This is a genomic window from Pseudomonas sp. LBUM1657 (assembly GCF_059716075.1).
Map to the genome: position 1 here is coordinate 5929848 of NZ_CP166799.1, position 18810 is coordinate 5948657.

Below are 18810 nucleotides of genomic sequence, written 5' to 3' on the forward strand. Positions count from 1 at the left end.
TATTAACGTGTTCTACGCTCTCTAGAATGGCTGCCATCATTTCCTATACTCAGATGCGCATTCCGCGTCGGGTCGCCAGCAAGGTCAGCCATGAACAAGAACAATCGCCATCCTGCAGACGGTAAAAAACCAGTCACCATTTTCGGCCCGGACTTTCCTTTCGCCTTCGACGACTGGATCGAACACCCGGCCGGCCTGGGCAGCATTCCGGAGCAAAACCACGGTGCCGAGGTAGCTATTGTCGGCGCGGGCATCGCAGGCCTGGTGGCCGCGTATGAATTGATGAAGCTGGGCCTGAAACCTGTCGTCTACGAAGCCTCGAAAATGGGCGGTCGTCTTCGCTCCCAGGCGTTCAACGGCGCCGAAGGCATCATCGCCGAGCTGGGGGGCATGCGCTTCCCTGTGTCGTCCACCGCGTTCTATCACTACGTCGACAAGCTCGGCCTGGAAACCAAACCCTTCCCGAACCCGCTGACCCCTGCTTCAGGCAGCACGGTGATCGATCTGGAAGGCAAAACCCATTACGCACAGAAACTGGCGGATCTTCCTGCACTGTTCCAGGAAGTGGCTGACGCCTGGGCGGATGCACTGGAAGCCGGTTCGCAGTTCTCTGACATCCAGCAAGCGATCCGCGACCGTGATGTGCCGCGCCTCAAAGAGCTGTGGAACACTCTGGTTCCGCTGTGGGACGACCGCACTTTCTACGACTTCGTTGCCACTTCCAAAGCCTTCGCCAAGCTGTCTTTCCATCACCGCGAAGTGTTCGGTCAGGTCGGTTTCGGCACCGGCGGCTGGGACTCGGACTTCCCGAACTCGATGCTGGAAATCTTCCGCGTGGTGATGACCAACTGCGACGATCACCAGCACCTGGTGGTCGGCGGTGTGGAACAAGTGCCACTCGGGATCTGGCGCCATGTGCCGGAACGTTGCGTGCACTGGCCGAAAGGCACCAGCCTCAGCTCCCTGCACAGCGGCGCGCCGCGCTCTGGGGTGAAAAAAATTGCCCACGCGGCAAATGGTCGTTTTACGGTCACCGACAACTACGGCGATACCCGCGAGTACGCAGCCGTATTGACCACCTGCCAGAGCTGGCTGCTGACCACCCAGATCGAATGCGACGAGACCCTGTTCTCGCAAAAGATGTGGATGGCCCTGGACCGCACCCGCTACATGCAATCGTCGAAAACCTTCGTGATGGTGGACCGGCCGTTCTGGAAGGACAAAGATCCGGAAACCGGCCGTGACCTGATGAGCATGACCCTCACCGATCGCCTGACCCGCGGCACCTACCTGTTTGATAACGGCGATGACAAACCCGGCGTAATTTGCCTGTCGTATTCGTGGATGAGCGACGCGCTGAAAATGCTCCCGCATCCGGTGGAAAAACGCGTGAAGCTGGCGCTGGATGCGTTGAAAAAGATCTACCCGAAAGTCGACATTGCCGCGCGGATCATTGGCGACCCGATCACCGTATCGTGGGAAGCCGACCCGCATTTCCTCGGTGCTTTCAAAGGCGCCCTGCCCGGCCATTACCGCTACAACCAGCGCATGTACGCGCACTTCATGCAGGACGATATGCCGGCCGAGCAGCGCGGGATTTTCATCGCCGGCGACGACGTTTCGTGGACGCCTGCGTGGGTCGAAGGCGCCGTGCAGACCTCGCTCAATGCGGTGTGGGGCATCATGAAACACTTCGGCGGTGAAACTCATGCCGAGAACCCGGGTCCAGGTGATGTGTTCAACGAGATCGGTCCGATCGCCCTGCCCGAGTAAGAGGAATCCGAAATGCGCGTAGCCCTTTACCAATGTCCACCGCTGCCTCTAGATGTCGCAGGCAACTTGCAACGCCTGCATCAACTGGCGCTGGAGGCCAAGGGAGCGGATTTACTGGTGCTGCCCGAGATGTTTCTGACCGGCTACAACATTGGACTCGACGCTGTCAGCGTACTGGCCGAGGTGCACAACGGTGAGTCGGCACAGCAAATTGCGCGCATTGCCAAGACGATGGGGATCGCCATTTTGTATGGTTACCCCGAACGTACCGAGGACGGGCAGATCTACAACGCCGTGCAGTTGATCGACGCCAACGGCGAGCGCCTGTGCAACTACCGCAAGACTCACCTGTTCGGCGACCTCGATCATTCGATGTTCAGCGCCGGGGCGGATGAGTTTCCGCTGGTGGAACTCAATGGCTGGAAACTCGGCTTCCTGATCTGCTACGACCTGGAGTTCCCGGAAAACGCACGGCGCCTGGCTTTGGCCGGTGCCGAGCTGATCCTGGTGCCGACGGCGAACATGATTCCCTACGACTTCATCGCCGACGTCACCGTCCGCGCCCGGGCCTTCGAAAACCAGTGTTATGTGGCCTACGCCAACTATTGCGGCAATGAAGGCGAGATCCAGTATTGCGGCCAGAGCAGCATCGCCGCACCGGATGGCAGCCGCATCGCCCAGGCCGGTCTGGATGAAGCGTTGATTGTTGGCGAGCTGGATCGTCAGTTGATGGTCGATTCCCGCGCCGCCAATCGCTACTTCCTCGATCGCCGCCCCGAGCTTTACGGTGAGCTGAACAAGCGCTAATCCGCTAGCATTAGCGCTTCTCTGTACTGGAAGTGCTCATGCCTGCGCTGAATCATCCCCACCTTCACACTGAAACCCTGGCCAACGGCCTGCGGGTGACGCTGCGTCATGCGCCCGATTTGAAGCGCTGCGCGGCTGCGTTGCGGGTTGCGGCCGGCAGCCATGATGTGCCGCTGGCTTGGCCCGGACTGGCGCACTTTCTTGAGCATCTGCTGTTTCTGGGGACAGAGCGTTTTCCCGCAGGACAAGGGCTGATGGCCTACGTCCAGAGCCATGGCGGGCAGGTGAATGCGCGGACCAGTGAACGCACCACCGACTTCTTTTTCGAATTGCCACCGCAGGCATTTGCCGGCGGGTTGGAGCGTCTGTCAGACATGCTCGCGCATCCGCGTATGAATCCGGACGATCAGCGGCGGGAACGGGAAGTTCTGCACGCAGAATTTGTCGCCTGGTCCCGGGATGCGACGGCCCAACAGCAATTCGCGTTGTTCGACGGACTCTCGGCGGCACACCCGTTGCGGGCGTTTCATGCCGGCAATCGCTACAGCCTACCGGTGCCACACCCCGAGTTTCAGCAAGCGTTGCAGGACTTCTATCAGCGGTTTTATCAGACTGGACAGATGTCCTTGAACCTGGCCGGACCGCAAAGTATTGACGCGCTGAAGGAGATGGCGCTGAGCTTTGGTGCGGCGATTCCCGCGGGAGAAAAAGTCCCGCAACAAGCGCCGGTGCCGCTGATGGATTCATCGGAAGCGAGTTATCAACAGGCTGGCGAACGTCGGCTGGATTTGATGTTCGCCTTCGAAGCGTTGCCCGACGCATCGACCGAAGCGCTGGCGTTTTTGTGCCATTGGCTTAACGCTGCGAAACCCGGTGGGCTGCTGGCGCAATTGCGCGAACACGGGCTGGCTGAAAACCTGAAGGCCGCTCCGCTGTATCAGTTCTGCGGGCAAGCCTTGTTGCACATCGAATTCACAACAGCTCAACCGGAGAACGTGATCCGGGAGAGTCTGCTGGATTGGCTGGGATTTTTTGCCTCTCATCAAGATTGGCCACATCTGCGCGAAGAGTACGCCGCATTGCTTCAGCGCCAGCAACAGGTCAGCGGCGCCTTGCAATTAGCCCGGCTGGACAGCGAACAGCTCGAAACCGGGCTAACCGAACAAGGCGTGGCAACCCTCAAACAAATCCTGAACCAAATCGGCGCTGTGGATAACTTCACTGGCCAATGGCAACTGCCGACACCCAACCCGTTCCTGCGCGCCGAGACTCCGGCCCAGAATGCCGGACTGATCCGTGGCCAGACCAGCAAACACCGAGGCCTGCGGACCTTTGCCCAGGATCGTTCACGTAATCGTCGCGAACGTTCGCCCATGCAATTCAGTCAGGCGCTACCGGATAACACGGCTGAAGGTGCCGTTTATCTGCGCTGGCGCCTGGACTCGGTGCCTCGCAGCACTCTTCAGACAAGGCTGGAAAACCGTCTGCAGCCGTTGCGCGAAGACGCTCGCCAGGCAGGCGTGGATTTTTCCTTCAGTGCATCGGGCAATGAGTGGCTGCTGAAAATGACCGGACTACAGGAGCCGATGCCGACTGTCCTCGAACATGCGCTGAAAGAACTGACAAAACCTGATGTCGATATCCCACACGAAGCGCTGACGACTCCCGCGTTAATGCCAATCCGCCAGTTGCTCAAGGCGCTGCCCGATCACTGCGTTGAGCACACCGCAGACTCGGACGACGTGCAGCAACTCTGGTCGAGTGCGCGCTGGGATGGTCTGGCGACCGGCTTTTCTGCCCAGACTCAAGCGGCGATGGGACTTGCCCTGAGTCGCGTTCCCGGCACTGCGGACAACCAAGTGACGCCGCCCCCAGCGATCCATTCGCAGCATCTCTGGAGCACTTTCGACACCGGTTCCAGTGAACACGCGCTGCTGCTGTTCTGTCCGACGGCAACTCAGGACATCACCGACGAAGCCGCCTGGCGCGTGCTCGCGCACTGCTGCCAGACACCGTTCTACCAACGCCTGCGGGTGGAACTGCAACTTGGCTATGCCGTGTTCAGCGCACTGCGGCAAATGCATGGGCAGACCGGGTTGCTGTTCGGCGTGCAATCGCCAAGTGTCGCGCCGTTGGATCTGCTGCAGCACATCGAACAGTTCCTGAACGGATTGCCAGACGTCATCAATGCCATCGATGACGCGACCTTCATCGACCAGCGCCAGGCCTTGGCCGATCAGTTCGCCATCATCGCCCTGCCCCACGCCCAGGCCGCTGAACTGCTCTGGCAAGGCAAATTGGCCGGCCGCTCGTCGGATTATCTGACGCAACTGCCCCAGGCAATTCTGATGACCGACCGCTCCGCTCTACTCGCTGCTGTCCAACGTCTGAACAAGGCCGAAGGCGGTTGGCTCTGCCTGGCCAGCAGTTCTGGCCCGGACGCGTCTTGGCAAGCGGCAAAATGATCATTACCGGTGCTGCAATTAGCTTTCTCAAAGATTCGCGGCCAATCACTCTGAAATTTTGAGTAACATAGCCACCTAACTATCTGAACATCTCCCGCCGGAGGTGGACTATATGTATAGGTCTCAACTGTCCAATCACCTGAAGGAGCGCTCTATGTCCTGGTCCAAACCTGCTTACACCGACCTGCGTATCGGCTTTGAAGTCACCATGTACTTCGCAAGCCGCTAACGTTTGTCTTTGTGGTTCAGCGCCTCGGTTTGCCGAGGCGTTTTTATTTTCAGCTTTCAAATAATGGAGAGGCCATGTTTGTCCAGATTCTAGGATCCGCCGCCGGCGGTGGTTTCCCCCAGTGGAATTGCAACTGCGTGAACTGCGCAGGTTTTCGCAATGGCAGCCTGCGGGCCAAGGCGCGTACCCAGTCGTCCATCGCGATTTCCGATGACGGCGTGAACTGGATCCTGTGCAACGCTTCGCCGGACATCCGCGCCCAGCTGCAGAGTTATGTGCCCATGCAACCGGGCCGCTCCCTGCGCGATACCGGCATCAGCGCGATCATCCTGATGGACAGCCAGATCGACCACACCACCGGCCTGCTCAGCTTGCGCGAAGGCTGCCCGCATCAGGTCTGGTGCACCGACATGGTCCACGAAGACCTGAGCACCGGTTTCCCGCTGTTCACCATGCTCACCCACTGGAACGGCGGGCTGACCTGGAACCGCATCGAACTCGACCGCGGCTTCACCATTCCCGCCTGCCCGAGCCTGCGTTTCACTCCGCTGCCGCTGCGCAGCGCCGCACCGCCCTATTCGCCGCACCGCTTCGACCCGCACCCCGGCGACAACATCGGCCTGATCGTCGAAGACCTGAACACTGGCGGCAAGCTGTTTTACGCGCCGGGGTTGGGCAAGGTCGACGCGCCGCTGCTGGACATCATGGCCGGCAGCGATTGCCTGCTGGTCGACGGCACGATGTGGGACGACGATGAAATGCAGCGCCGTGGCGTCGGCACCCGCACTGGCCGGGAAATGGGCCACCTGGCGCAGAACGGCCCCGGCGGCATGCTCGAGGTGCTGGAACAACTGCCCAAGCAGCGCAAAATACTTATCCACATCAACAACACCAACCCGATTCTCGATGAGGATTCGCCGCAGCGTGCTGAACTGGCGCGGCGCAAGGTTGAAGTGGCTTATGACGGTATGAGTATTGTGCTGTAGCGGATGGCCTCTTCGCGGGCAAGCCCGCTCCCCCAGGGGTTCCGTGTACACCACAGGTCTAATGTGGGAGCGGGCTTGCTCGCGAAGAGGCCAGGCCAGACACCAAAGTATTTAACGGTTATTCCCCGGAGAACCGAAATGACAGACACCCCCATGTCCCCCGCCGAATTCGAAGCGGCCCTGCGCGCCAAGGGCGCCTACTACCACATCCATCACCCCTATCACGTGGCGATGTATGAAGGCCGGGCGACACGCGAGCAGATCCAGGGCTGGGTCGCCAACCGTTTCTACTACCAGGTGAACATTCCCCTGAAGGACGCCGCGATCCTTGCCAACTGCCCGGACCGCGAGATCCGTCGCGAGTGGATTCAGCGCTTGCTGGACCATGACGGCGCCCCCGGCGAAGACGGCGGTATCGAAGCCTGGCTGCGCCTGGGACAAGCGGTGGGCCTCGACCCGGATCAGCTGCGTTCCCAGGAACTGGTGCTTCCCGGCGTGCGTTTCGCCGTGGACGCCTACGTCAACTTCGCCCGCCGAGCCAGTTGGCAGGAAGCCGCCAGCAGCTCGCTGACCGAGCTGTTCGCGCCGCAGATCCACCAGTCGCGCCTGGACAGCTGGCCACAGCATTACCCCTGGATCGACCCGACCGGTTACGAGTATTTCCGTACGCGTCTGGGCCAGGCACGACGGGATGTCGAGCACGGTCTGACGATCACCTTGCAGCACTACACGACGCGGGAAGGCCAGGAGCGCATGCTGGAAATTCTCCAGTTCAAACTGGACATTCTTTGGAGCATGCTCGATGCCATGAGCATGGCCTACGAACTGAAACGCCCGCCGTACCACAGCGTGACCGAGCAACGGGTCTGGCATAAAGGAATCACCTTATGAGTTTCGATCGCAGCAAGACCCCGACCTGGCGTCCCGGTTACCGCTTCCAGTACGAACCGGCGCAGAAAGGCCATGTGTTGCTCTATCCGGAAGGCATGATCAAACTCAATGAAAGCGCCGCGCTGATCGGCGGTTTGATCGATGGCGAACGCGATGTCACGGCGATCATTGCCGAACTGGACGCGCAGTTCCCCGGCGTGCCCGAGCTCGCTGAAGACATCGAGCAATTCATGGAGGTCGCCCGTGCTCAGCACTGGATCGAACTTGCCTGATTCCGTGTCAGACAAGTTACCGCCCAAGCCTGAAATTGGCCTGCCACTTTGGCTGCTGGCCGAGCTGACGTATCGCTGCCCGCTGCAATGCCCGTACTGCTCCAATCCGCTGGACTTCGCCGAGCAAGGTAAAGAGCTGAGCACCGAGCAATGGATCAAGGTGTTCCGCGAGGCGCGGGAGATGGGCGCGGCGCAATTGGGATTCTCCGGCGGTGAGCCGTTGGTGCGTCAGGACCTCGCCGAGCTGATCTTTGAAGCCCGCAAGCTGGGTTTCTACACCAACCTGATTACCTCCGGCATCGGCCTGACCGAGCAGAAAATCAGCGACTTCAAAAAGGCCGGTCTGGACCACATTCAGATCAGCTTCCAGGCCAGCGACGAGCAGGTGAACAACCTGCTGGCCGGCTCGAAAAAGGCCTTCGCGCAGAAGCTGGAAATGGCCCGTGCAGTGAAGGCCCACGGCTATCCGATGGTGCTGAACTTCGTGACCCATCGGCATAACATCGACAAGATCGACCGGATCATCGAGCTGTGTATCGCCCTTGAAGCGGACTTCGTCGAACTCGCCACTTGCCAGTTCTACGGGTGGGCGCAGCTCAATCGGGTCGGTCTGTTGCCGACCAAGGAACAGCTGGTTCGCGCTGAACGCATCACCAACGAATACCGCGCCAAACTGGAAGCCGAAGGGCATCCCTGCAAGCTGATTTTCGTCACCCCGGATTATTACGAAGAGCGCCCGAAAGCCTGTATGAACGGCTGGGGCAGTATTTTTCTGACGGTCACGCCGGACGGAACCGCGCTGCCCTGTCACGGCGCCCGACAGATGCCGGTGCAGTTTCCCAACGTGCGCGACCACAGCATGCAGCACATCTGGTACGACTCCTTCGGTTTCAACCGCTTTCGCGGTTACGACTGGATGCCCGAGCCATGCCGCTCGTGTGACGAGAAAGAAAAAGACTTCGGCGGCTGCCGCTGCCAGGCATTCATGCTCACGGGTGACGCGAGCAATGCCGACCCGGTGTGCAGCAAGTCGGAACATCACGGCGTGATCCTCAAGGCCCGCGAAGAAGCCGAGCACGCGTCCCAGACCATCGAACAACTGGCCTTTCGCAATGAACGAAACTCACGACTCATCGCCAAAAGCTGAACCCTTCAGCGCTGCCAAAGCAGTCGCGGCCGGCATCGACTTTGCCGAATTGCAGGCCGGCCAACAGGGCCTGTTCTGGAACGAGTACCGACCCGAGGATGCCGCCTGCCGAATCTGGCATTGGCGCGACGGCCAGGCCCGTTGTCTGACACCGCCGGGCTTCAGTGTGCGCAGCCGTGTGTACGAATATGGTGGTGGCGCGTTTTGTCTGACGGATGACGGGGTTGTTTTCGTCAACGAGGCCGATCAGCAGCTGTATCGGCAATCGCTGGCAGACGAGACACCTGAGGTGCTGACTTCAAGTGAATGCCGTTACGGCGATTTGCAGTTCGCCAACGGACAGGTGCTTGCGGTTGAAGAAAACGGCGATCGGCATCGCCTGGTTGCCATCGATCTCGCGGACGGTGCGCGTCATGTGTTGGCCGAAGGCGCGGATTTTTACGCCGCACCGACACTGAGTCCGGATGCTCTGCGCCTGGCCTGGATCGAGTGGAGTCGCCCGGATCAACCCTGGACCGCGACCCGATTGATGGTTGCCGAACGTCAGAGCGATGGCGGTTTTGCTCAGCCCCGTTGTGTGGCTGGCAATGACGCTCAAGAGTCGCTGCAACAACCTCGATTCGATGACAGTGGCCGACTGTTTTGCCTGACGGATCGTGGCGGTTATTGGCAACCCTGGGTGGAGTCGCCAACCGGGTTGACGCCACTGCCCTGCGCCCCAGCCGATCACGGACCCGCGCCCTGGCAGCTGGGCGGCAGCACCTGGTTACCGCTGAGCGAAGACACTTATCTGGCGAGCTGGACCGAAGGCGGTTTTGGTCGACTGGGTGTTTGCGGCGGCGCCACTGAAGATTTCACCGGCGACTACAGCCGATTCCGCCATCTCGCACTGGATCAGCAGTTCATTTACTGCATCGCCGCCTCGCCAATCAGTCCTGCGGCAGTGATCGCCATCAACCGCAACACCCGACAAATCAACGTACTGGCCGGCGGTGTTGCGCCACTGCCTGGCGAGCAGATCAGCTTAGCGCAAACTCTGCGCTACCCAAGCGGCTCGGGCGAGGCTCACGGTTTCTTCTATCCGGCGATGACTGGGGATGCAAAACCACCGCTCGTGGTGTTCATCCACGGAGGCCCGACCTCGGCGTGCTACCCGACGCTCGACCCACGCATCCAGTACTGGGCCCAACGCGGATTCGCCGTGGCCGATCTCAACTACCGCGGCAGCAGTGGTTATGGCCGGGCTTATCGACAGGCGCTGCATTTGAGTTGGGGTGAAGTCGATGTCGAAGATGCCTGCGCGGTGGTCGCACATCTCGCCGAACGTGGGTTGATCGATGGCGACAAAGCGTTTATTCGCGGCGGCAGTGCCGGCGGATACACCACCCTTTGCGCACTGGCCTTCCGTGACGCTTTCCGCGCCGGCGCCAGCCTTTATGGGGTTAGCGACCCCGTTGCGCTGGGCCGGGCGACCCACAAGTTCGAAGGCGACTATCTGGATTGGCTGATCGGTGATCCGGTTCAGGACGCCGAACGCTATGCCGCACGAACGCCGTTACTGCACGCACGCAATATCAGCGTGCCGGTGATTTTCTTTCAGGGTGAACTGGACGCCGTGGTGGTGCCGCAACAGACACGCGACATGGTCCAGGCGCTGCAGGACAACGGCATTCTGGTTGAAGCCCATTACTACGCCGACGAACGCCATGGCTTTCGCAAGGCTGGCAATCAGGCTCATGCGCTGGAGCAGGAGTGGTTGTTTTATCGACGGGTGATGGATTCGGTGGACTGAAGCCTGCGCTCATTGCAGGAATTGTGGCGCCTCATTCGCGAGCAAGCCCGCTCCCACATTCGCCCGTATTCCCCTGGGGAGAACTCGGTCAGTGTGGGAGCGGGCTTGCTCGCGAAAGCGATCTACCTGACGCAGATGATTTCAGCGCTTGGCAATGATGTACACCGCATGCACGATCCCCGGAATGTAACCACACAACGTCAGCAGAATATTCAGCCAGAACGCGCCGGCAAAACCGACTTGCAGAAACACACCCAATGGCGGCAACAGAATGGCAATGATGATTCGAATAAAGTCCATGGGCAGCTCCTGAATAAAGTTGGCTCGTGTGAGCCTTACAACTAATCGACCTGCGCCGTTCGTCAGGGTTCAGTGTCCTCACGTCCGAGTGCGAAACCTTTCAGGTGAATTTGCAGGCAAAAAAACGCCCCACGCCAAAAGAATCAGGCGTGGGGCGACGCGTTATACCGCGAGACGGTTCGGAAATTCATGTAGGGCGAGTCTGATCAAACGGCAATCCCTTTGCGGCACTGTAATTGCGCAGTACGTACGCGGGAGAAGGCTCGGGCCAGGCGCAGGAGCATTTCGTCGATGTTGGCTTTGCTGACAGTGAGGGCGGGCGTAAAACGCAGGCAATCGGGCTGCGGGGCATCGAATAGCAAACCTTCGTACCGCGCGGCTTTGATGACGGCGTCAGCCGAATCGTCTGACAGCGTAAGCCCCCAGAGCAGCCCCTGTCCGCGTAACTCGCCGTGACCGTAGCGATGGGCCAAGCGCATCAGGCCTTCACGCAGGTACTGGCCGGTTTCCCCGACATGCTCGAGAAAGCCTTTGTCGTGCACGCTGTCGAGTACGGCAAGGCCGGCAGCCGTCATCAGCGCATTGCCATGATGGGTGCCCGTCAGTTCGCCAACATCGAAACAGCACGCTTTGCCCCGCGCCAGCAACGCCGCCAATGGCACACCACCACCCAGCCCCTTTCCGAGGACGACGATATCTGCCCGTACGCCGTAGGACTGTTCGGCAAGCCAGGTGCCGCATCGACCGATACCGGTTTGCACTTCGTCAAGGATCAGCAAGATGCCAAGCTCACGACACAGGCGTTCGGCTCCCTTGAGGTAATGCTCGGTGGCCGGAATCACCCCGGCTTCGTTCTGGATCGGTTCGAGCATGATCGCCACAGTCCGGGCATCCACAGCGGCATGCAGCGCCGCAAGGTCATTGAACGGCACGTGACTGAAGCCCGGCAGCTGCGGTTCGAATCGGTTGATCAGATTCGAACTGTCCGACGCCGAAATCGTCCCCAGACTACGGCCATGGCAGCCTTGCCTGGCAACAATGATCCGCGAAGCGCCGCCGCGATGCCGCTGGCCCCATTTGCGCGCCAGCTTGATCGCCGCTTCACAGGCTTCGCTGCCACTGTTGAGCAAGTACGCCTGATCACTTCCAGTGCGGGTGCAGAGACGTTCTGCGAGGTTGAGCATGGCTCGGTTGTGCAGGCCGAAACCCGGGTTGATCAGTGACTGAGCCTGCGCCGCGATGGCGTTGACCAATACCGAAGGGCTGTGTCCGAGGCTGTTGGCGCCGCCACCCTGTGAGAAATCCAGATACGCGCGGTCATCACTGTCCCACAACCATGATCCTTGGCCGCGCACGAAAACCTGCTTCGGCCGTTCGATACTGGGCATCAGGCACTCCGCCGAAAGGTTGTCACTCTGAGACGACAGGAAAGCGTCCTCGGCCAGGTCATCCAGACTCGAAGGAGTGCGACGCAAATTGAACAAATTCATCTGATCAAACCTCGAGTGAGGTTTTTTGCCTTACCTATGTAAACAACCTCTCCGCAAACGGTACTCATCGCGCTCTATGGCCCTGTAAGCCTTGTGAATGCGGTTAGACTAGGCTCATTCAAGGCGGTGAGCCATTTCGATTTCCCAGCATTTTTGATAAGCATTACTTATGGATTTCAAGCAACTGCGTTATTTCGTCGCGGTCTATGAAGAAGGTCATGTAGGCCGGGCCGCTGAGCGACTTTCTATTTCCCAGCCGGCACTGTCACAGCAGATCCGCCACCTCGAACAGAACCTCGACGTGAGCCTGTTCGAGCGCAGTAGCAAACGTCTACTGCCGACCTTGGCTGCCCACACGTTGTACAACCACGCCCTGCCCTTGCTTGATGGCCTGCAACGGGCGCGGGAAGCCTTGGGTAATTTCAAGGGGCAGGCGCTGCGCACATTGGCCATCGGTGTCTTGCAGACTGTCCACACCAGCCTGGTGCCGCAGATGCTGGACCGGCTACGCAAGGCGCAACCGCATCTGGTGGTGCAGATCTATGAACTGACTGGACTGGAAATCGAGCGCCGCTTGCTCAATGGCTCTCTGGACATCGGCATCAGTTACCTACCACCCCGTCAGCCGGGATTGCATGGCGTGATGCTGTACGAAGATGAACTGACCCTCGTCATCCCCGCCGACCATCCATTGCGGGAATTCAAGAAAGTCTCCATGAGTCAGGCTGCCGAGTTGCCGATGCTGCTGTTGGGTGAAGAATTCCAGGTGCGGCAAATCTGGCAGGCACAACTGGCCAGCCTGGGACGGCGCCCACAGGTGCAGGCCGAACTGAACAACATGGCGGGGATTCTCGACAGTCTGCCGCATACGCGACTGGCGACCGTGCTGCCCGGGCGTTCGCAGCAGGCACACGGCAACAAGCAACTGCTGTGGAAACCATTGAGCGAGCCGCGAGTGCCGCTGAAAGTCGGATTGGTGTGTCGGGATGTGCAGCGACAACAGGCCTCACTGGCCTTATTGCGTACGTTGTTGGAAGACGTGATGAATGGTTCGGATAGGCGCTTGAACAGCCCGGCGACGCGGGATGAGATGAGTTGAAAACTTTTCTGCGGGCAAAAGAAAACCCCGCCGAAGCGGGGCTTTGCAGACTGTTTCCCTGACATCCATTTCACTCCGCCGTCCTGGCAGAATCCTACGTGTCCGTGTTGTTGCTTTGCGCTTCCTGCGCGACGTCCATGTAAGTAGATTAGCTGTGGATCCAATCTGCATCTATGGGAGAAGAGCAGCACGTCATGTAAGAGAATGCTTACATGACGTTACATTGTCAGAACTGCGTTGCGTCCAGCAGGAACAACGACTCGCTACCGGCCTTCACCGACGCGCTCAACGAGTGAATCCGCGGCAGCAGACGTGCGAAATAGAACCGCGCCGTCCCCAGTTTGCTCGCGTAGAAATCGTCCTGCGCTTCTTTACCAAGGGCGGCCTTGGCCATCAGCGCCCACATGTAAGCGTAAGCCACATAACCGAAGGCTTGCAGGTACTCGACCGAGGCGGCCCCGATTTCGTTCGGGTTGCTCTTCGCGCGATCCAGCAACCAGGCGGTCAATTCGTCGAGCGTGGTCACGGCGTCGTTCAGCGGCTTGGTGAATTCCGCCATATCGGCGCTGGCTGTCGCGGTGAAATGACGGATCTCGTCAGCGAACAGGTTGTAGAACGCCCCGCCCGTACCGACGATCTTGCGCCCCACCAGGTCCAGCGCCTGAATGCCGTTGGTGCCTTCGTAGATCTGGGTGATGCGCACGTCGCGCACCAGTTGTTCCTGGCCCCACTCGCGGATATAGCCGTGACCGCCGAACACCTGCTGGCCGTGAACGGTGGTTTCCAGACCGAGGTCCGTCAGGAACGCCTTGGCCACCGGCGTCAGCAGTGCAACCAGGTCTTCCGCACGTTTACGCGTGGTGGCGTCTTCGCTGAACTTGGCGGTGTCCAATTGCATGGCCACGTAAGTCGAGAAGGCGCGCCCGCCCTCGTTCGAGGCTTTCATGGTCAGCAGCATGCGACGCACGTCCGGGTGGACGATGATTGGGTCGGCCACTTTGTCCTTGTTCTGCGCGCCTGTCGGCGAGCGACTTTGCAGACGGTCGCGGGCGTATTCGACGGCATTCTGGTAGGAGCGCTCGCCAGTAGCCAGGCCCTGGATACCCACGCCGAGACGCTCGTAGTTCATCATGGTGAACATCGCGGCCAAACCTTTGTTCGGCTCGCCGACCAGATAACCCACGGCTTCATCGAAGTTCATCACGCAAGTCGCGGACGCCTGGATGCCCATTTTGTGTTCGATCGAACCGCAGTTTGCCGGGTTGCGCGCGCCCAGGCTGCCATCGGCATTGACCATGAACTTCGGCACCAGGAACAGCGAAATGCCTTTCGGGCCCGCCGGTGCGTCCGGCAGTTTGGCCAGCACCAGGTGGATGATGTTCTCGGTCAGGTCGTGTTCACCACCGGTGATGAAAATCTTGGTGCCGCTGACCTTGTAGGAACCGTCGGCCTGAGGTTCGGCTTTGGTGCGGATGATCCCCAAGTCCGTACCGGCATGCGGCTCGGTCAGGCACATGGAACCGGCCCAGACACCGGCGTACATATTCGGCAGGTACGCGGCTTTAAGCTCATCGCTGGCGTGGGCGTTGATCGAGAGGCAGGCGCCGGCCGTCAGCATCGGGTACAGACCGAACGACAGGCTGGCGGAGTTGACCATTTCTTCGACCTGGGCCGAAACAGCCTTGGGCATGCCCATGCCGCCGTAGGTCGGATCGCCACCGACACCGACCCAACCGCCTTCAGCGTAAGTCTGATAAGCCTGTGGGAAACCGGCCGGCGTGGTGACGGCACCGTCCGCCCAATGGCAACCTTCTTCGTCAGCCGCACGGCTCAGCGGTGCGATGCTTTTGCTGGTGACCTTGCCGGCTTCTTCGAGAATGGCTTCGACGGTTTCAGCATCGACGGTGTCGGCCAGCGCTGGCAGCTCGGCCCAGAGTTTGGCGACCTCGAACACTTCATTGAGGACGAAGCGCATATCGCGCAGGGGCGCTTTGTAGTCAGCCATGGCAAACCTCGCAAGATCTAAACAGGTGAGTCGTAGGAATGATGCTTTCGATGGGTCAGAGTGTAACCCAACAACTTTTACGACACATAGGGTCAGCTCGTGACCGATTTGTAATTTTTGGTCACTGGCGTACCTGTCGTAAAAAAAGCCCGCAACAAGGCGGGCTCTGTTGCGGCTTGCTTGAAAGACTAAAGTGCAAACAACTCCGCCGGCAGCTTCATAAGGCAATCACTCCCCGCCTCGATGGCTGCCCGATGAGCGGCAGTGCGCGGTAACAATCGCTTGAAGTAAAACTCACACGTCGCCAGTTTGCCCTGACAGTAATCGGTATCGCCGATCCCTGCATCGAGCTGCGCTTGAGCCACCAGTGCCATGCGCAACCACAGATAACCAAGGATGATGTAACCGCTATACATCAGGTAATCCACCGACGCCGCGCCGACTTCATCCGGATTTTTCATCGCCGCCATGCCGACCTTGGTGGTCAACTCGCCCCACTGCTGATTTAGCCCGTTGAGCTGCGCCACGTAGTTGGCGAGCTGCGGATGTTCGGCGTTTGCCGCGCAGAACTTGTGAACGATTTTAGTAAAGCCACGCAGCAGTTTGCCCTGGCTGCCGAGCACTTTACGCCCCAGCAGATCCAGCGCCTGAATACCGTTGGTGCCTTCGTAGATCGGCGCGATCCGGCAGTCGCGAACCAACTGTTCCATGCCCCATTCACGAATGAAACCGTGGCCACCAAACACCTGCATGCCGTGGTTGGTCACTTCCAGCCCGGTGTCGGTCATGAAGGCTTTGCAGATCGGCGTGAGAAACGCCAACAAGTCTTCGGCATCCTGGCGTGCGGTTTCATCCGGGCTCAGGTGCGCCATATCCAGCAACTGCGCGGTGAAGTAGGTCAGCGCCCGGTTGCCTTCGTTGAAGGCCTTCATGGTCAGCAACATCCTGCGCACATCAGGATGAACGATGATCGGGTCGGCGGCTTTTTCCGGCGCTTTCGGGCCGGTCAACGCGCGCATCTGCAGGCGGTCGTTAGCGTACTTGATGGCGCCCTGGAAGCTTGCCTCCCCCAGGCATAACCCCTGCATGCCGGTGCCGAGTCGAGCATGGTTCATCATCGTGAACATGCAGTTCAGGCCCTTGTTCGGCTCGCCAATCAGGAAGCCCTTGGCCTCGTCGAAGTTCAGCACGCAGGTGGCCGAAGCCTTGATGCCCATCTTGTGCTCGATCGAGCCGCAGGAAACGCCGTTGCGCTCGCCCGCTTCGCCCTCGGCATTGGGTAGGAATTTTGGAACGATGAACAGCGAAATGCCCTTGGTCCCGGCCGGCGCATCCGGCAGTTTCGCCAGCACCAAGTGAATGATGTTGTCGCTCATGTCGTGCTCGCCGGCGGAAATGAAAATCTTGCTGCCGGAGATCGAAAAGCTGCCGTCGGCCGCAGGCACGGCGCGGGTTTTGATGATGCCCAGGTCGGTGCCGCAATGAGCTTCGGTCAGGCACATGGTGCCGGTCCATTGGCCCGCGGTGAGTTTGCTCAGGTAAGTGAGCTTTTGCTCTTCGGTGCCATGAGCGTGGATGGCCGACATGGCGCCATGGGTCAGGCCGGGGTACATGCCCCAGGACGTGTTGCTGGAACCGACCATCTCGCTGATGACCAGGCCCAGGGAGCTTGGCAAACCCTGTCCGCCGTAAGCGGGATCCGCCGCCAGACCGTGCCAGCCGCCTTCAACGTATTGTGCGAATGCCTGCTTGAAGCCTGTAGGCGTTGTCACCACGCCGTTGTCGAAATGGCAGCCTTCTTCGTCGCCGCTGCGGTTCAGCGGTGCGAGAACGTTCTCACAGAATTTCGCACCCTCTTCGAGGATCGCATTGACCATGTCCGGGCTGGCATCGGTGGCGCCCAGCGCGGCGTAATTGCTGTGGAAATCGAAAACGTGGTCGATCAGAAAGCGCATGTCGCGCAGGGGAGCTTTGTACTCAGGCATGGTCATTTCTCCGGCAGCAGATGGCTCAAACCTACTGCCGCGCGCCACGCCTCACAATCACAGTCCAGACGCTGAATGCGTCATCATCACTCAACCATGGCGGCGTCCATGCGCACCGCGCCACGGCGATTCTGACCGAACGCCATCACGCAATTTCGCCCGGCACCCTTGGCGCTGTAGAGCGCCTGGTCGGCGGACTTGAGCACTTCTTCGGGCGTGCGTTGCTCCAGTCGTTCGGCCACGCCAATGCTGACCGTGACCGATACACTCGAAGCATTGGCACCGGCACGGCGCTGGCGGCCCTGCTGATCATCCTGAGGACGGTTGTCCTGATTGCGCAGGTGAATGTTGTAGGTGGCGATGGACTCGCGGATGACTTCCAGGTGCGGCATGCATTCTTCGAGGGTCTTGCCTGCAAATACCAGGGCGAATTCCTCCCCGCCGTAGCGATACGCCCTACCGCCCCCGCCGATTTTCGACAGCTTGCTGGCGACCAGTCGCAGCACCTGGTCGCCGACATCATGGCCATGGGTGTCGTTGAATTTCTTGAAGTGGTCGACGTCGCCCATGGCCAGCACGTAATTGCGCCCCAGCCGTTGCATGCGTTCATTCAAGGCACGGCGGCCCGGCAGGCCTGTGAGTTCATCACGGAAGGCCATTTGATAGGCTTCGTGGGCAACCGCTGCGGCGATCATCAGCATCACTTGGCTGCACATGATGTTGAGCGTAAACGGCAGAATAAAAGTTTTCGGCAACATCCAGAACAACCCGAGCAAACCCACCAATTGCGCGGCGTGCAAAGGTCTTGGGTTGCGCCAGTATTGCCAACCCAACAGCGCGAATGCGGCGATGAATACCGGGTAAGACAGTTGAATCAGGCTCATCCACGCGCCATGCAAGGCCGGCCAGCGGATCTCCGACAGCCACATCAACAATGCCTGCGGGTAACTTTGCTCCAGCCCCAGCGCCACGCTGCCGACCGCGAGTAGCACGGCAAAGCGCGCCACCATGTCCTGGAATAAATGAGTGCGCTCCTGCCAGGCGGCGAACACGCCAAACAGTAACGGCAGCAACAGACAGCACAGATGAAAGACGACGGCGGCGTCCTCGCGAACCTTGCCGTTGTCGCGGTAATAGTCGGTCTGGGTGTCGAGCAGGTAGTAGGCGATGTACACCGTGACCATCAGAAACAGTTCACGCTGACGTCGGTAAACCGCGCAGTAGGCACCGCCGAGTAACAGCACCAGAGTAGGCAATACGTTGAACAACGAGGTGAAGAAAACGTTCAGGTCCTTGACGTACGCAGCCGCAAGCCCCGCCAGCAACAGCAGGAGTGAGGGTAGGAAATGACTGAAACGTACAGCGGAAGAACGCGGCAAGGGTAAAGCTCCGACCCGGCAAAAGATGGCATTTGCCTTCATTTTTGGCAGTTAAGTACATGGCCCATGAGAGATGTCATATAGCCATCCTCTTTAACGGCAGGAGCCGGGCTTTTCTTAGCGTTTTGCTAGGGAATATTTATCTTCCAAACACCAGCGATTCAGTGTGGGAGCGGGCTTGCTCGCGAAT

General features: G+C 59.6%; 15 protein-coding genes. 10 read left to right on the plus strand and 5 right to left on the minus strand.

The genetic code is table 11. The annotated features are described in order from the left end of the window. Window positions 1–90 precede the first annotated feature (90 nt). From ACA055_RS27450 to ACA055_RS27490, 9 genes are all read left to right on the plus strand, one after another. Window positions 91–1773 carry a flavin monoamine oxidase family protein gene (locus tag ACA055_RS27450; RefSeq protein ID WP_497681393.1) on the plus strand — a complete coding sequence of 561 codons (1683 nt, stop codon included), beginning with the start codon at window positions 91–93 and terminating at the stop codon, window positions 1771–1773. Window positions 1774–1785: 12 nt separating this feature from the next. Next, window positions 1786–2580: a carbon-nitrogen hydrolase family protein gene (locus tag ACA055_RS27455; RefSeq protein WP_497681394.1), complete on the plus strand. Its 795-nt coding sequence runs from the start codon at window positions 1786–1788 to the stop codon at window positions 2578–2580. Between the two features lie 38 nt (window positions 2581–2618). Continuing rightward, the gene (gene pqqF / locus ACA055_RS27460; protein WP_497681395.1) at window positions 2619–5045 is read left to right on the plus strand and encodes a pyrroloquinoline quinone biosynthesis protein PqqF; all 2427 of its coding nucleotides are present in this window, start codon (window positions 2619–2621) and stop codon (window positions 5043–5045) included. A gap of 154 nt (window positions 5046–5199) precedes the next feature. Continuing rightward, window positions 5200–5274 carry a pyrroloquinoline quinone precursor peptide PqqA gene (gene pqqA, locus ACA055_RS27465; RefSeq protein ID WP_009045898.1) on the plus strand — a complete coding sequence of 25 codons (75 nt, stop codon included), beginning with the start codon at window positions 5200–5202 and terminating at the stop codon, window positions 5272–5274. Between the two features lie 74 nt (window positions 5275–5348). Further along, window positions 5349–6260, plus strand: a complete 912-nt coding sequence (gene pqqB, locus ACA055_RS27470) for a pyrroloquinoline quinone biosynthesis protein PqqB (protein WP_497681396.1) — start codon at window positions 5349–5351, stop codon at window positions 6258–6260. A gap of 138 nt (window positions 6261–6398) precedes the next feature. Beyond that, on the plus strand, window positions 6399–7151 hold the full coding sequence (gene pqqC, locus ACA055_RS27475; protein WP_497681397.1) for a pyrroloquinoline-quinone synthase PqqC: 753 nt from the start codon (window positions 6399–6401) through the stop codon (window positions 7149–7151). Continuing rightward, complete coding sequence (gene pqqD / locus ACA055_RS27480; protein WP_497681398.1) at window positions 7148–7423, plus strand: pyrroloquinoline quinone biosynthesis peptide chaperone PqqD; 276 nt, start codon at window positions 7148–7150, stop codon at window positions 7421–7423. The genes pqqC and pqqD overlap by 4 nt, the downstream gene beginning before the upstream one ends. A 4-nt stretch (window positions 7424–7427) precedes the next feature. After that, the gene (pqqE, locus tag ACA055_RS27485) at window positions 7428–8570 is read left to right on the plus strand and encodes a pyrroloquinoline quinone biosynthesis protein PqqE (protein WP_497684501.1); all 1143 of its coding nucleotides are present in this window, start codon (window positions 7428–7430) and stop codon (window positions 8568–8570) included. Then, on the plus strand, window positions 8536–10362 hold the full coding sequence (locus ACA055_RS27490) for a S9 family peptidase (protein WP_497681399.1): 1827 nt from the start codon (window positions 8536–8538) through the stop codon (window positions 10360–10362). Before pqqE ends, ACA055_RS27490 begins: the two co-directional genes overlap by 35 nt. A 141-nt stretch (window positions 10363–10503) precedes the next feature. On the opposite strand, the gene ACA055_RS27495 is transcribed toward ACA055_RS27490, so the two are convergent. Together ACA055_RS27495 and ACA055_RS27500 are read right to left on the minus strand one after the other, a co-directional pair. Beyond that, window positions 10504–10662 (minus strand): YqaE/Pmp3 family membrane protein, encoded by a 159-nt coding sequence (locus ACA055_RS27495; protein WP_007904205.1) that lies wholly within the window; start codon window positions 10660–10662, stop codon window positions 10504–10506. A gap of 206 nt (window positions 10663–10868) precedes the next feature. Then, a complete protein-coding gene (locus ACA055_RS27500; protein WP_497681400.1) occupies window positions 10869–12152 on the minus strand; it encodes an aspartate aminotransferase family protein in 1284 nt (427 codons plus the stop codon). Window positions 12153–12321: 169 nt separating this feature from the next. Here ACA055_RS27500 and ACA055_RS27505 point away from each other — a divergent pair, with 169 nt between their 5' ends. Next, the gene (locus ACA055_RS27505) at window positions 12322–13251 is read left to right on the plus strand and encodes a LysR family transcriptional regulator (protein ID WP_497681401.1); all 930 of its coding nucleotides are present in this window, start codon (window positions 12322–12324) and stop codon (window positions 13249–13251) included. 226 nt (window positions 13252–13477) lie between these two features. Here ACA055_RS27505 and ACA055_RS27510 read toward each other — a convergent pair whose 3' ends face one another. From ACA055_RS27510 to ACA055_RS27520, 3 genes are all read right to left on the minus strand, one after another. Further along, window positions 13478–15256: an acyl-CoA dehydrogenase C-terminal domain-containing protein gene (locus tag ACA055_RS27510; RefSeq protein ID WP_497681402.1), complete on the minus strand. Its 1779-nt coding sequence runs from the start codon at window positions 15254–15256 to the stop codon at window positions 13478–13480. Between the two features lie 188 nt (window positions 15257–15444). Beyond that, the gene (locus tag ACA055_RS27515) at window positions 15445–17241 is read right to left on the minus strand and encodes an acyl-CoA dehydrogenase C-terminal domain-containing protein (protein WP_497681403.1); all 1797 of its coding nucleotides are present in this window, start codon (window positions 17239–17241) and stop codon (window positions 15445–15447) included. A gap of 86 nt (window positions 17242–17327) precedes the next feature. Continuing rightward, entirely contained in the window at window positions 17328–18620 is a 1293-nt protein-coding gene (locus ACA055_RS27520; protein WP_497681404.1) for a GGDEF domain-containing protein, read from the minus strand. Between the last annotated feature and the right edge of the window lie 190 nt (window positions 18621–18810).